Genomic DNA, 14,129 nt, shown 5'->3' with positions numbered 1-14,129 from the left:
GTCACTTATTTGGGCCGTCGTAGACGCAATTTCTCGGCCAGCCGCAGTTCCTCGGCCAGCTCTGCCTGTCGAGCCAGCATGCGATTGTCTAGGTTCGCTGATGGCACGTGGTTGGGGCCAGTTTGGAAAGTGAGTGGGAGATGCGTGACGCCGCAAGGTCCGGCAGCAAACGCTGGGCGCTCGGCAACTGGGACCTGCGCTGGAAGGTTACGGCGGTCCTGGCCGTTCCGCTGGCAGTCGCGGTTGGGCTCGGCGTGTCCAGGATTACCACCGAGTTCGCCGAGGCGAACCGGCTGGACGCCGCCGCGAAGAACATCGAGGCGATTCCTGCCGTCACCGCGCTGAGTGCGCAGACGGCGACGACCGCCGGTTCGCAAATGATTTCGATCATGCCGAACGTGTCGATCGTGTCCGACAAGAACCTCGCCGACCTCGACAAGGTCATCGCCGATGCCGAGCAGTCGGTCGGCAAGGTCGACGGTGTTGCCGGCGCGCGCGCGTCGCTGGAAGACATGATCACCCAGGCCAAGGCGGTGCGCGCCCAGGGCAAGAACGTCTCGACGCAGACCCCGGCCGAAGTCATCGGGACGATCGACAGGGTCCGCAACGACAGTGTGCACATCGTGGAGTCCACGGTCGGCCAGGTCAGCGACCAGGCCATCGAACAAGCGAAGCTGCGGCTGGTCGACTCGTTGAACACTCGTTACGCGCTGGTCGGCGAGGTCGCCGCCTTCCCCGAGGTGCTGCGCGGTTCGGCGGCTGGCGTGCAGAGTGCGATCACCTCGGCCAATACCGAGCGGGCGATGCTCAACGTGCTCGCCCACCGCTTTTCCGACGGCGATACCTCGATCGCCGATCTACGGGCTGGTATCGATAACCGAATCTCGCTGCTGACCAGCCCGGAGGCGCAGTCCGGCAAGATCCCGGTCGGTGATCTGAAGAACTCGCTCACCGGCAGCCTCGATGTCTACGAGCGCGTGGTCAACAAGTCCACCAAGGACATCGACTCGGCGATGAGTTCGCTGGTGTCCAACGCCAATACCGGCGCATGGACTTACACCGCGGTCGTCATCGCGACCATTCTCGCCGCGCTGTTGCTCGCGGTCTTCGTGGCGCGCTCGATGATCGTGCCGCTGCACCGGTTGCGGCTGGCCGCGCTGCGCGTGGCCGAGAGCGATCTGCCGCATGAGGTCGCCCAGCTTCGTAACGGCGCGTCCCCCGAGGATGTGCCGTTGGAGCCGATGCCGATCCGCAGTCATGAGGAAATCGGTCAGTTGGCTCGCGCCGTCGACGATATCCACGGCCAGGCCCTGCGTTTGGCCAGTGACCAGGCGCAGATGCGTGCCCAGGTCAACGACATGTTCGAAACCCTGGCCCGGCGCTCCAAGTCGCTCGTCGACCATCAGCTCAGCTTGATCGAGGCGATGGAATACGACGAGAAGGATCCACGCCTGCTGGAAAACCTGTTCCGGCTGGACCATCTCGCGGCTCGTATGCGCCGTAACGGTGACAACCTGCTGATTCTCGCCGGTACCCGGCAGCGGCGCAGCAAGTCCGCGCCGGTCGAGATCGCGGACGTGCTGCGTGCGGCGATCTCCGAGGTCGAGGACTACGAACGCGTAAAGCTCGGTGCGACACCGCGCGGTTCGCTGGTCGAGCCCGCCGCCTCGGATATGGCGCACCTGTTCGCCGAGCTATTGGACAACGCGCTACGCGCGTCGCCGCCGGAGACCGATGTGAAGTTCACCTTCGCGCACGGACACGATCAGGGCATGCTCATCGAGGTCGCGGACCGTGGCATCGGTATGCCGCCCAGCGAAATGGCCGATATCAACCGGCGGCTCGAGCAGACTGCCGAACCCGGTGCGGATACCGCGCGCCACATGGGTCTCTTCGTGGTGGGCCGACTGGCCGAGCGGCACGGACTCACCGTGCGCCTGCGCCCGACCTTCGACACCGCGCGGGATCCCGGCGTCACGGTCACCGTGCAGGTTCCGGCCGGTCTGATCGTGCTCGGACAGGGCCAGACCACCGCGATGCCGCAGGCGGCACCGCAGGTCGCTGCGGCCGCTCCGAAACGGCCGTCGGCCGCGGCGGCTATGCAGACGCGTGCGGTCACCAGGACGCCTGGTGGCAATGTCATGGTCACCGTCGATCCCGGTGTCAGTGGACCGATTCCGACGAGCAGTCCGGCACCGGCCGCGAGCAGTGGTCCGATTCCGGCGGCGGCAGGCGGGCTGCCGCAGCGCTCACCCGGCTCGACCATGGCCTCGGGTGCCTCCGGACTGCGTCAGGACACCGCGCAGCCGAATCCGACCCTGCGGCCATCGGCCGGACAGGCGCCGACTGGTCCGCAGCGCGGCAAGCTCGCCGCGGCGAATCTGCCGAGGCGCAATGTCACTTCGGGCGGTCCGCCGCCGAGTCGGCCGGGCGCCGAGCCGACGGTTTCCGGTGGTGGTCTGCCGCCGCGGAATCTGAATTCCGGTGGGCTGCCACAGCGTCAGGCGGGCACGAATGGCGCGCCGCCGCCGGAGGGCGGTCAGCCCGGTGTGGGTCTGCCGCAGCGTCAGCCGGGCACCAGTGGTGTGCCGCAGCGTGAGGGTTCGGGCGGGCTGCCGCAGCGTGCGTCGGGGCTGAACGGCCTGCCGCAACGTGAACCGGGTGCCGGCGGCGTGCCGCCGCGCGATACCGGTTCGAGCCTGCCGCAGCGTGAGGCTGGTTCGGGCGGATTGCCGCAGCGGGATTCGGCTGCCGGTGGGCTGCCGCAGCGGGAGCCGGGGGCGACCCCCGGTCTGCCGCAGCGTCAGTCGCCCGCCAACGGTCTGCCGCAGCGGGAAACGTCGAACGGTCTGCCGCAGCGGGAAACGTCGAACGGTCTGCCGCAGCGGGAAACGTCGAACGGTCTGCCGCAGCGGGAGAGCACAGGTGGCCTGCCGCAGCGCGATGCTTTGGGTGGCTTGCCGCAGCGGGAAAGCACTGGCGGTCGGCCGCAGCGTGATCCGTTGCGTGATCCGTTGGACAGTTTCCCGCAGCGGGAACCCACTGGCGGTTTGCCGCAGCGTGAGAGCTCTGGTGGGCTGCCGCAGCGGGAACCCACCGGCGGTTTGCCGCAGCGTGGGAGCACGGGCGGTTTGCCGCAACGGGATTCCGCATCGAATGGTCTGCCGCAGCGCGAGTCCGGTCTGACCGGCATCCCGCCGCGGGATACCGGTTCGAGCTTGCCGCAGCGGGATTCCGCATCCGGTGGTCTGCCGCAGCGTGATGCTCTGGGTGGTTTGCCGCAGCGTGAGAGCACCGGTGGTCTGCCCCAGCGTGATCCCCTGGGTGGTTTGCCGCAGCGTGAGAGCACCGGTGGTCTGCCCCAGCGTGATGCTCTGGGTGGTCTGCCGCAGCGGGATTCGGCCTCGAATGGTCTGCCGCAGCGTGAGTCGGGTGCCACCGGTCTGCCGCAGCGTCAGTCGCCAGCGGGCGGTTTGCCGCAGCGGGAGGCCCCGAGCGGTCTGCCACAGCGTCAGGCGGGTACACCGACACCGAGCAGCCCGCGTCAGCGCGACGGTCTGCTACCGTCGCGCGACAGTCTTCCGCAGCGGGAGACGGGAGCCTCCGCTCTGCCCCAACGTGATCCGGGCGCGACCGTACTGCCGCGCAAGGAAGTTCCCCCAGGTGTCGGTCTGCCACGACGCGATCGTGGTGCGGCCCAGCCGGCGGCCAGCGGTGCGACACCCGCGCTGTCCGAGAGCGGGGCGGCGACCACACCGCGCGACCCGGGTCGACACAGCTTCAAGCCCGATCCGGAGAAGGCGGCGTCGTTCTTCCAGACCAGGTTGCAGCCCGCGGTCGACACCGATTCGGTCATGGGCGGGACACCGATTTTTGCCGAAATGATGTCGGCGTGGCTCTCGGATCCGAATTCGGACCGGTCCCAGGTGGCCGCCTCCTTCGAATCACCGGGCGACGAGGGCTGGCAGGCGGCTCGCCGCGCCAGCGAGGCCCAGACCGAAACAAAGACGGCCGCCGGGTTGCCCCAACGCAATCCGGGCGGGAGGCTGGTCCCCGGCGGTGTCACCGGCAACGCCGATCGCGCGCCGCGTCGCGATCCAGAAACGATCAGGTCCAGCTTGAGTCGTCACCAGCAGGGCGTCCGGGATGGCCGCGCAATGAAGGCAATGAACTTAACCGGAGATAAAGGAGACCGATGAACCCCGATCTAGGTGGTACGAATCGTCAGCTGGATTGGCTGGTTTCGAACTTCGCCAACGAGGTTCCTGGCGTAGCTCATGCCGTTCTGGTCTCGGCTGACGGCCTACTCATGGCGGCGAGCGCGCAGCTGCCGGTGGACCGTGCCGAGCAGCTCTCGGCTGTTACCGCCGGACTGGCCAGCCTCTCGGTAGGCGTTTCGAACCTATTCGAAGGCGGCACCGTGCTGCAGTCGGTGGTCGAGATGGAGCACGGCTACCTGCTACTCATGGCAGTCGGCGACGGCTCGTATCTCGCGGTGCTGACCAATACTTCCTGCGATATCGGCCAGGTGGGCTACGAAATGGCCCTGTTGGTCGAGCGTGTTGGCCAGACGGTGCAGGCCACGCCACGCGTCACGATGGGTTCCTGATGGTGGGATGGACATAGACGATCACCGCATGGGAAGCGCCGAGCCGAGTCTCGTTCGCCCATACTCCTTGACTGCGGGCCGTACCAGGCCCGCGGTCGAGTTGGCGTTGGAGGCGCTTGTCGCATCGCATCCGGTCGCCCTGGAGCGGCAGTTCGAACTGACCAACATCGAGACGTCCATCGTGGAGTTGTGCAGAGAATCGCCGTCCGTTGCTGAAGTGGCAGCACGTTTGGGTATCCCCATCGGGGTGGCCCGCGTGCTCGTGGCCGACCTCATCGAGGCCGGGCATGTGCGAGTTTCGGCGACTTTGAAAGACGATTCCAGCGACGATGAACGTCGCGAGCTGATCGAAAGGGTTCTCAGTGGACTCCGGCGTATTTGATTCGACGGCACAGGTCGATACCCGCACCAGCAAACCAACTTCGGCAAAGATCGTGGTCGCTGGCGGCTTCGGTGTCGGTAAGACCACGTTGGTGGGTGCCGTCTCGGAGATCGTTCCGCTGCGCACCGAGGCATTGGTGACCAATGCCAGTACCGGAATCGACAATCTGACCGGTATTCCGATGAAGTCGACCACCACAGTGGCGATGGACTTCGGCCGGATCAGCCTCGCCGACGATCTGGTGCTGTACCTGTTCGGTACGCCGGGCCAGTATCGCTTCTGGTTCATGTGGGACGACTTGATCCGCGGCGCCATCGGCGCCGTGGTGCTCGTCGATACCCGCAGACTCGAGGACAGCTTCGCGGCCGTCGACTACTTCGAAGCGCGCAATCTACCGTTCCTGGTTGCGCTCAACGAATTCGACGACGCACCGCGGTATCCGATCGAGGACATCCGCCAGGCACTCGCGGTGCCTGCGGATGTGCCGATCCTGTCCATCGACGCCCGTCGTCGCGAGCCGGCCAAGCAGGCGCTGGTCTCGCTCACCGAGTACGCACTGCGCAAGGTCATGCAGGGCTACTGAGCGTTCGCGCCTACCGCATCGGCCCCGAATCGAGTGGCTTGGCTTACCCACCCCGCCGGCTCCGCCGGCTGCCATCGCCCTAAGCTCGCTCGATGAGGACTTCGGCGCGGGAGTTGCTCGGGCAACTGCTCGACTCGGACTCGTTTATCAGCTGGGACCGGCCACCGGTGACGGTGGCCGCATCCCCGCGGTATCGCGAGGATCTACGCAAGGCCGAGCTGGCGGCCGGTGCCGATGAAGCGGTGCTGACCGGCGAAGGTCTGCTGCGTGGTCGACGCGTGGCCATAATCGCCTGCGAGTTCGGATTTCTGGCGGGTTCGATCGGGGTGGCCGCGGCCGAGCGCATCGTCTCGGCGGTCGAGCGAGCCACCGAACTCGGTCTGCCCCTGGTCGCGTCACCGACCTCCGGCGGCACCAGAATGCAGGAGGGCACAGTCGCTTTCGTGCAGATGGTGAAGATCGCGGGTGCGGTCGCCGTGCACAAGGCGGCCGGACATCCGTACCTGGTCTATCTGCGCAATCCCACGATGGGCGGCGTCTTCGCGTCCTGGGGTTCGTTGGGGCACATCACCTTCGCCGAACCCGGCGCACTCATCGGCTTTCTCGGCCCGCGCGTCTATAAAGCGCTGTACGGCAGGGATTTTCCGGAGGGCGTGCAGGTCGCGGAGAATCTGTACCGCAGCGGCGTGATCGACGGGGTGCTGCCGGTTCCGGTATTTCGCCGCATCGCGCATCGTGCGTTGAGCGTGCTCGGTGGTGTGCCCGATCCTGTTGCGGCGGAATCTGGTCGGGCCGCACCGGTCCCGGCGAGCGCGAATGTGACCGCGGATGTTGCGGCCTGGGAATCGGTTCGGATCTCGCGCCGTCCAGGACGGCCCGGCATTCGTGATCTGTTACGCCATGTGACGCAACGTGTTCCGCTCAGCGGCACCGGTCAGGGTGAATCCGATCGCACCATCGTGCACGCGCTGGCTCGCTTTCGTGGACAGCCGTGCATTGTGTTCGGCCACGACCGGAAGGGGCAGCAGGGTGAGCACACCATGGGCCCCGCCGCATTGCGTGAGGCCCGGCGCAGTATGGCGCTGGCCCAGGAATTGCGGCTGCCGCTGGTTCTGGTGATCGATACGGTCGGTGCGGCCTTGTCGAAGGAGGCCGAGGAGCGTGGGCTCGCCCCCGAAATCGCCCGCTGCATAGCCGATCTGGTGACGCTGGATACTCCGACCGTCTCGGTCCTGCTCGGTCAGGGCACCGGCGGCGGCGCATTGGCCCTGCTTCCCGCCGATCGTGTGCTGGCCGCCACCCACAGCTGGCTCGCGCCGTTGCCGCCGGAAGGCGCGAGCGCCATCGTCTACCGCGATACCGCCCATGCCCCCGAGCTGGCGCAAGCACAGGGCATCCGCGCGACCGACCTGCTCGCCGATGGTGTCGTCGACCGCATCGTCCCGGAATCGCCGGACGCCGCCGACGAACCGGTTGATTTCGCCCGCCGCATGGTCGCCGCCATCGCCGACGAACTGACCGGGCTGCGTACCCGTCCGCTGGCCGAAATCCGGGCGTCCCGCCATATCCGATACCGCCGCCTCGGCCTCCCCGAGCCTTGATCTACCCGCGGTAACCAGCACAAACGCATTCGAATTCGGCAAACCAGTGGTCAACACACCAGGGGGCCTCGTTGACGACTCGGCGCGGCACTTCTACGGTCGGATTGTGACCTTCAGAAGCGAGACCAGCGCCATTCCCTCGATCGTGCTGAACGACGGGAACGTGATCCCGCAGCTCGGCTTCGGTGTGTTCCAAGTACCGCCGGAGGACGTTCAGCCGGTCGTCTCCGCCGCGCTGGAGGCGGGCTATCGCAGCATCGATACCGCCGCTATCTACGGCAATGAGGAGGGCACCGGCCGGGCCATCCGAGAATCCGGGCTGCCGCGTGACGAGGTCTATGTCACCACCAAGCTGTGGAATTCCGACCAGGGCTACGACTCCACGCTGCGCGCCTTCGACGCCAGCTTGGATCGGCTCGGTCTGGACTACCTCGATCTCTATCTCATCCACTGGCCGGTGGCGCAGGCCGACCGCTTCGTCGAGACCTTCAAGGCCTTCCAGACGCTGAAGGCGCAGGGCCGGGTCCGTTCGATCGGTGTATCGAACTTCACCGTCGCGGATCTGCAGCGGATTATCGGCGAGACAGGCGAGATCCCGGCCGTCAACCAGATCGAACTGCATCCCCGGCTGGCGCAGCGTGAGCTACGCGCGTTCCACGATGCGAATGCCATTGCCACCGAAGCGTGGAGCCCGCTCGGGCAGGGCACGCTGCTCGGCGATCAGACCATCGTCTCCATCGCCGACGAGGTCGGCCGCACCCCGGCCCAGGTGATCATCCGATGGCACCTCCAGCAGGGCATTGTCGTCATTCCGAAGTCGGTTACCCCGTCCCGCATGGCCGCCAACTTCGACGTCTTCGGTTTCGAACTCACCCGCGACCAGATGAACGCCGTCAACGCACTCGACAAAGGTGCCCGCATCGGTCCCGATCCGACCACCTTCACCGCCGGGCTCGTTTAGTTGTACGTGGCGCACCGGAAGTCTTTATTGTTCCGGCGGAAGCCGGAACGAGACGACTGATTTCGCAAGGACATGGGTAACTCGTCGGGCACGGGCTAACTTGGTCCACGCCCTACCGGCGCCCGCCGACGTCACAGTTGACGCGACTGAGTCTGGCGCCTGAAGGTTCGGGGAGGCGGAGGAGCCTAAATATTCGGAGCGGCAGGGGAGCCGAGGTAGGCCGTGAGCTCTTGGGCGGCGGCGCGACCGGCTCGGTTGGCGCCGATGGTGCTTGCGGATGGGCCGTAGCCGATCAGGTGGATACGCGGATCGACGGCTACCTGGGTGGCGAGGCGGCCGGACATGGTGATGCCACCGCCTGGACCGCGCAGGCGGAGCGGTGCCAAATGGTCGAGGGCGCTGCGGAATCCGGTCGCCCACAGGATCACATCGGCATGCTGGAACGAACCGTCTGCCCAGCGCACCCCCTCCGGTTCGATGCTCGCGAACATCGGACGCCGTCGCATCGCCCCGCGGGCCTGTGCCGCGCGCACTCGATCGTCGAGCCGCAATCCGGTGACCGAAACCACCGAACCCGGCGGCAGGCCATGCCGCACCCGGTCCTCCACGATGGCGACGGCGGCGCGGCCGTCCTCCTCGGCGAATGGTCCGTCGCGGAATACCGGTTCGCGTCGAGTCACCCAGGTGGTCGTGGTGATCTGCGAAATCTCGTCGAGCAACTGCACCGCCGATATTCCGCCACCGACCACCACGACATGCTTGTCCGCGAACTCGTCGGCGGTGCGGTAGTCGTGGGTGTGTAGCTGCCGTCCGGCGAAGGTCTCGGCACCCGGGTAGTGCGGAATGAACGGATGTTCCCAGGTACCGGTGCCATTTATCAGACCGCGCACCCGGATCGTGCCCGCGGCGTCGGTCTCGACATTCAGCGTCGTGCCCCGCCCCGCCGCCGGATCCGGCCCCGCGGCGCACGGGGTTCCGTCGGCATCGCGGTCGCAGACCACGGTCACCGAGACCGGTCGGCGGACCCGCAGATCGAATCGCTTCTCGTACAGCTCGTAATAGCGCGGCACCGCGGTGGCCGCGGGTACCGCATCGGAATCGGGTGGCAATGTCTCGGCAAATGACATGCCCGGGAGGTCGTGTACCCGGTTGACGGTGGTCAGGGTGAGTGATGGCCAACGAAACTGCCAGGCCCCACCGGGTCCCGGTGCGTGATCGACGATGAGGAAGTCCCGTTCCGGGCGCAATCCGAGGCGCTGCAGGTGGTAACCGGCCGACAGCCCGGCCTGACCAGCACCGATTACCAGGATGGAGAAGTCTGTCGGCACAAATCGAGATCGTATCGGCTTGGTCGGTATGTGCGGCGACCTGTGGCAGAGTTGATGTAACCACTCGAACCGGTCAGTTGGGAAGAATGCATGCTCGAGGTTAGCCGCGATGGCGATGTCGTCACCATCGCACTGCAGCGCGAGGAGCGGCGTAACGCGCTGAACACCGAACTCGTCACTCGGCTCCGCGAGGCCGTGCAGACCGCGGCCGAGGATGCCAGGGTGATTGTGCTCACCGGTCGGGGACCGATCTTCAGCGCGGGCGCGGACCTGTCCGGGGTCTACTCGGAGGGATTTCTGGCGGCCTTGGTCGACATGCTGCACACCGTCGAATCCCTACCGGTTCCGGTGATCGCGGCGGTCAACGGCGCTGCGCTCGGTGCGGGGGTGCAGATCGCGCTGGCCGCGGATCTGCGGGTCATGGAACCCGACGCCTATATCGCGATTCCGGCCGCCAAGCTCGGCATCACCGTCGACCGCTGGACCGTGCGGCGGCTGGTGTCGTTGATCGGCGGCGGCCCGGCCCGGACCATGCTGCTCGGTGCGGAACAGGTATCGGCCGCCGATGCCTACGCCTTCGGCTTCGCCAACCGACTGGGCACGTTGGCCGACGCACAGGCATGGGCGAAATCGATCGCCGAGCTGGCCCCGCTCTCGCTGCGGCATCTGAAGTTGGAGTTGAACGATGACGGCACTCGGGATCCGGAGAGCACACAGCAGCGTGCGGCGCTGGAAGCGGCGTGGACCAGTCAGGACGCCCAGGAGGGGCGACTGGCCAGACAGGAGAAACGTGCGGCGAGATTCGTGGGGCGATAGATGAATCCGAAGAAGATAGTCGGCATCGCGGCCGGTGCGCTCGGCGTCACCTGGGTGGTGCGCGCGGTGTGGGACATTCCATCGGCAATCGGTGCCTCCATCAATGCTATTGCGCCCTACGCGACCGGGGCGGTGAGCTATCGCGATCGGCAGTTCCACAACACCGAGCCGAGCACCCAGTTCGTCTCGGGTGCCGCTCCGTCCCTGCTGTTTTCAGCGCTGACCCGGCGTAATGCCGGTCGTCCGCGCAATGCGGTTCCGCTGGCCACCCCCGTCGTGCCGACCGAGGCCGCCGATCTCGCGGTCACCTGGTACGGGCACGCATCGGCGCTCATCGAGGTCGACGGTTACCGGATTCTCACCGATCCGGTGTGGAGCGAACGGGTTTCACCGTCGGCGCTGGTCGGCCCGGCCCGGCTGCATCCGGTGCCGACGCCGCTGTCGGAGCTGCCGCAGGTTGATGCCGTGCTGATCTCGCACGATCACTACGACCATCTGGACAAGGCGACGATCCGTCAGCTGGTGCTCGGACAGGCCGCGCCCTTCCTGGTACCGATCGGCATCGGCGCGCATCTGCGGCACTGGGGCGTGCCGGAGCATCGGATCGTCGAATTGGATTGGGGCGGTTCGGTTTCCCTCGCCGCGCTGGGCCGCGAGCGCGATGGCACGGATCTGGTGCTCACCTGTACCGAGGCGCGGCACTTCTCTGGACGCGGCCTGGTGCGCAACACCACGTTGTGGGCGTCGTGGTCCATCGTCGGCCCGACGCGGCGGGTCTACTTCGGCGGTGATACCGGATATACCAAGGCTTTCGCGGAGGCCGGAGCCGCACTCGGACCGTTCGATCTGACACTGCTGCCGATCGGGGCCTATGACGAGGCCTGGCCGGATGTGCATATGAATCCGGAGGAGGCGGTCCGGGCACACGCGGATCTCGGCGTCGGCGATCCCGGACACGGACTGCTGGTGCCGATCCACTGGGCGACCTTCAACCTGGCCTTCCACGGGTGGTCGGAGCCGGTACGCCGGATGGTCGAGGCGGCGCGGGCGGCCGGTACCGCGGTGGCGGTGCCGATGCCCGGCCAGCGCATTGACCCGAATGATCTGCCGAGCCGGGATTCCTGGTGGCAGGATATCGGGTGAAGACCTCGGTTCGTCGACAGGAAGGAATGCAGGCATGAGTCTCGCGGACACCCTCAAAGGCCTGGTCGGCAAGGGGAAGGAAGCGGCAGCCAAGAATGCCGACAAAATCAACGAAGCGGTAGACAAGGCCGGTACGTTCATCGACGAGAAGACCGGCCACAAGTACACCGACAAGATCGAGAAGGGTAAGGAGGCCGCCAAGAAGGCCGTGCCGACGGACCAGTCCGCGCCGAAACCCGAGCCGGCACCGGAGCCGGAGCCCGCGCCCGCGCCTGAGCCGCCGGAAGAACCTGAAAAGCCGCAGGCCTGATCTGCGGCGGGGACCGATATCTGTCGGTCCCCGCCCCTAAACTTCAGTTATGGTGACCCGCCGGAAATTCGGTGGCAGTCCGGGCCAGCCGGGCATCGAGGTTGAGCTGAGCAACCTCGACAAGGTGCTGTATCCGGCCACCGGAACCACCAAGGGCGAGATCATCGCCTACTACTCGGCCATCGCGCCCGCGATGCTTCCACATATCGCCGGGCGACCGGTCACCCGGAAGCGCTGGCCCAACGGGGTCGACGAATCGTCCTTCTTCGAAAAGAATCTCGCCGAGCACGCACCGGCGTGGCTCGAGCGCCACACCATCGAACATTCCGGCCGCAAGGTCGTCTATCCGGTCATCGATTCCGAGGCGGGGCTGGCCTGGATCGGACAGCAGGCGGCGCTGGAAGTCCATGTGCCGCAATGGCGTTTCGACGGTGACAAGGTCGGCTACGCCACCCGGTTGGTCTTCGATCTGGATCCGGGGCCTGGTGCGGGGCTGGCCGAATGCGCGCGGGTCGCGCTCGCGGTGCGCGAGATGGTCGAGGGCATCGGACTGCATGCCTTCCCGGTTACCAGTGGCAGCAAGGGAATTCACATCTATGTGCCATTGGATCGGGAGCTGAGTCCGGGCGGTGCCTCCACTGTGGCCAAGCAGGTGGCGACGAATCTCGAAAAGCTGCACCCGGATCTGGTGACCGCGACGATGGCGAAATCGGCGCGCGGCGGGAAGGTCTTCCTGGACTGGAGTCAGAACAATCCGTCCAAGACCACCATCGCACCGTATTCGCTGCGCGGCCGGACCGAGCCGAATGCGGCCGCACCGCGCACCTGGGCCGAGTTGGAGAGTCGGAAGCAGCTGCGGCAGTTGCGCTTCGACGAGGTGCTGGCCCGCTGGCGCGATGACGGCGATCTGCTCGCGGAATTGGATCCGCCCAGCTCGACCGGCGATGCGCTGACGAAATACCGATCGATGCGCGATGCCTCGGCGACCCCGGAACCGGTGCCGTCCGAAACACCCACGCCGGGGGAGAATAATCGGTTCGTCGTCCAGGAACACCATGCGCGGCGGCTGCATTGGGATGTGCGGCTCGAACGCGACGGTGTGCTGGTGTCGTGGGCCGTGCCGAAGGGGCCGCCGACCTCATCGGATCAGAACCGGCTGGCCGTGCACACCGAGGATCACCCGTTGGAGTACCTGGACTTTCATGGTGCGATACCGAGGGGGCAGTACGGCGCGGGGGAGATGACCATCTGGGATTCCGGCAGCTACGACACCGAGAAATGGCGCGAGGACGAGGTCATCGTCACCTTTCACGGCAACCGGCTGCGCGGGCGTTACGCGATGATTCGAACCAATGGCACCCAATGGCTGATGCATCTCATGCGGGATCAGCATCCGGCCGAGGCGGGAGCGGATCGAGTCTCCAGTGGTCCGGTCGGACCCGAAGCCGCGTTCGTAGTGCCGAGACCGGCTGGGCCCGTGCCCTTTCCACGCGGTCTGCAACCGATGCTCGCCACGCCGGGTGCGGTCGCCGATCTCGATGACGTCGAGTGGTGCTTCGAAACCAAATGGGACGGCTTCCGGCTGATCACCGAAATAGCTTCCGGGGCACTGACTTTGCGCAGCCGGGCGGGCAATGTGGTGACCAAACGCTATCCCGGCATGGCGGTGCTGGCCGAGGAGTTGGCCGGGCACGATGTGGTGCTCGACGGTGAGGCCGTGGTGTTCGACGATCACGGCGTCGCCAATGTCGGGCTGTTACAGGCCGATGCGGCGCGCGCGGTCTTCGTCGCCTTCGATGTGCTGTATCTGGACGGGACTTCCCTGATCCGCAAACGGTATTCGGATCGCCGCCGGGTGCTGGAGGCGATCGCCGCCAACGCGCCGTCGTTGCGGGTGCCGCCGCGATTGGAAGGCTCCGGCGCCGAAGCGCTGCGCTACAGCCAGGAACAGGGCCTGGAGGGCGTGGTCGCCAAGCGCAAGGATTCGGTGTATCTACCAGGTAAGCGCGGACATTCGTGGGTCAAGCAGCGCAACTGGCGCACCCAGCGGGTGCTGGTCGGCGGTTGGCGCCGCAGCAGTGCCCGCGACTTCAAATCGCTGCTGGTCGGCATTCCACACGAGGGCAGGCTGTACTACGTGGGGCGCGTCGGTACCGGGTTCAGCGAGCCGGTCATGCGGGAGTTGGCCGGAAAGCTCAGCAGACTGGAGCGCAAGACCACCCCGTTCGACAATGACCTCACCGCCGAGGAACGCGAGGACGCGGTGTGGGTGACCCCGAAGCTCGGCGGCACGGTGCGCTTCATGAACTGGACCGAAACCGGCCGCCTCTGGCATCCCGCCTGGCTGGGTGATGTGTGACGGTGGTCGCTGATGGTTTGCCGGGTCGGCGGGGAGT

At 66.6% G+C, this 14,129-nt stretch carries 11 protein-coding genes; 10 read left to right on the top strand and 1 reads right to left on the bottom strand.

All coding sequences use genetic code 11. From position 1 onward, the window contains the following. The first annotated feature begins 140 nt into the window (after positions 1-140). The 6 genes from AB0L58_RS35520 to AB0L58_RS35495 all read left to right on the top strand — a co-directional run bounded on the left by AB0L58_RS35520 (position 141) and on the right by AB0L58_RS35495 (position 8,136). Complete coding sequence (locus AB0L58_RS35520) at positions 141-4,199, top strand: ATP-binding protein (RefSeq protein WP_364394168.1); 4,059 nt, start codon at positions 141-143, stop codon at positions 4,197-4,199. After that, positions 4,196-4,609, top strand: a complete 414-nt coding sequence (locus AB0L58_RS35515; RefSeq protein WP_011207200.1) for a roadblock/LC7 domain-containing protein — start codon at positions 4,196-4,198, stop codon at positions 4,607-4,609. The genes AB0L58_RS35520 and AB0L58_RS35515 overlap by 4 nt, the downstream gene beginning before the upstream one ends. Before the next feature lie 7 nt (positions 4,610-4,616). Continuing rightward, a complete protein-coding gene (locus tag AB0L58_RS35510; RefSeq protein ID WP_040686485.1) occupies positions 4,617-4,991 on the top strand; it encodes a DUF742 domain-containing protein in 375 nt (124 codons plus the stop codon). Further along, on the top strand, positions 4,972-5,574 hold the full coding sequence (locus AB0L58_RS35505) for an ATP/GTP-binding protein (protein ID WP_174414979.1): 603 nt from the start codon (positions 4,972-4,974) through the stop codon (positions 5,572-5,574). Before AB0L58_RS35510 ends, AB0L58_RS35505 begins: the two co-directional genes overlap by 20 nt. A gap of 92 nt (positions 5,575-5,666) precedes the next feature. Then, positions 5,667-7,175: a carboxyl transferase domain-containing protein gene (locus AB0L58_RS35500; RefSeq protein ID WP_364394166.1), complete on the top strand. Its 1,509-nt coding sequence runs from the start codon at positions 5,667-5,669 to the stop codon at positions 7,173-7,175. 106 nt (positions 7,176-7,281) lie between these two features. Then, positions 7,282-8,136 (top strand): aldo/keto reductase, encoded by an 855-nt coding sequence (locus AB0L58_RS35495; RefSeq protein WP_364394164.1) that lies wholly within the window; start codon positions 7,282-7,284, stop codon positions 8,134-8,136. Between the two features lie 185 nt (positions 8,137-8,321). On the opposite strand, the gene AB0L58_RS35490 is transcribed toward AB0L58_RS35495, so the two are convergent. Continuing rightward, the gene (locus AB0L58_RS35490; protein ID WP_364394161.1) at positions 8,322-9,464 is read right to left on the bottom strand and encodes an NAD(P)-binding domain-containing protein; all 1,143 of its coding nucleotides are present in this window, start codon (positions 9,462-9,464) and stop codon (positions 8,322-8,324) included. A 90-nt stretch (positions 9,465-9,554) separates the two neighbouring features. Between AB0L58_RS35490 and AB0L58_RS35485 the strand changes: the two genes are divergently transcribed. The 4 genes from AB0L58_RS35485 to AB0L58_RS35470 are packed head-to-tail and all read left to right on the top strand — an operon-like array spanning position 9,555 to position 14,092. Beyond that, positions 9,555-10,280 (top strand): enoyl-CoA hydratase, encoded by a 726-nt coding sequence (locus AB0L58_RS35485; protein WP_364394159.1) that lies wholly within the window; start codon positions 9,555-9,557, stop codon positions 10,278-10,280. After that, a complete protein-coding gene (locus AB0L58_RS35480) occupies positions 10,281-11,423 on the top strand; it encodes an MBL fold metallo-hydrolase (protein ID WP_364394157.1) in 1,143 nt (380 codons plus the stop codon). It begins immediately after the preceding gene. 34 nt (positions 11,424-11,457) lie between these two features. Beyond that, positions 11,458-11,733 carry an antitoxin gene (locus AB0L58_RS35475; protein ID WP_364394155.1) on the top strand — a complete coding sequence of 92 codons (276 nt, stop codon included), beginning with the start codon at positions 11,458-11,460 and terminating at the stop codon, positions 11,731-11,733. 49 nt (positions 11,734-11,782) lie between these two features. Next, positions 11,783-14,092 (top strand): ATP-dependent DNA ligase, encoded by a 2,310-nt coding sequence (locus AB0L58_RS35470; protein WP_364394152.1) that lies wholly within the window; start codon positions 11,783-11,785, stop codon positions 14,090-14,092. The last annotated feature ends 37 nt before the right edge of the window (positions 14,093-14,129 follow it).

Source organism: Nocardia sp. NPDC052112, from assembly GCF_040680135.1.
GTDB lineage: Bacteria > Actinomycetota > Actinomycetes > Mycobacteriales > Mycobacteriaceae > Nocardia.
The sequence above is the reverse complement of the archived record's forward strand: the minus strand, read 5'-3'. Positions and strand labels throughout refer to the sequence as shown.

What these genes read in the sequence shown, in the direction of transcription:
- AB0L58_RS35520 (WP_364394168.1), top strand. Translation starts at nt 141, where the DNA reads ATGCGTGACGCCGCAAGGTCCGGCAGCAAACGCTGGGCGCTCGGCAAC.
- AB0L58_RS35515 (WP_011207200.1), top strand. Translation starts at nt 4,196, where the DNA reads ATGAACCCCGATCTAGGTGGTACGAATCGTCAGCTGGATTGGCTGGTT.
- AB0L58_RS35510 (WP_040686485.1), top strand. Translation starts at nt 4,617, where the DNA reads ATGGACATAGACGATCACCGCATGGGAAGCGCCGAGCCGAGTCTCGTT.
- AB0L58_RS35500 (WP_364394166.1), top strand. Translation starts at nt 5,667, where the DNA reads ATGAGGACTTCGGCGCGGGAGTTGCTCGGGCAACTGCTCGACTCGGAC.
- AB0L58_RS35485 (WP_364394159.1), top strand. Translation starts at nt 9,555, where the DNA reads ATGCTCGAGGTTAGCCGCGATGGCGATGTCGTCACCATCGCACTGCAG.
- AB0L58_RS35480 (WP_364394157.1), top strand. Translation starts at nt 10,281, where the DNA reads ATGAATCCGAAGAAGATAGTCGGCATCGCGGCCGGTGCGCTCGGCGTC.
- AB0L58_RS35475 (WP_364394155.1), top strand. Translation starts at nt 11,458, where the DNA reads ATGAGTCTCGCGGACACCCTCAAAGGCCTGGTCGGCAAGGGGAAGGAA.
- AB0L58_RS35470 (WP_364394152.1), top strand. Translation starts at nt 11,783, where the DNA reads ATGGTGACCCGCCGGAAATTCGGTGGCAGTCCGGGCCAGCCGGGCATC.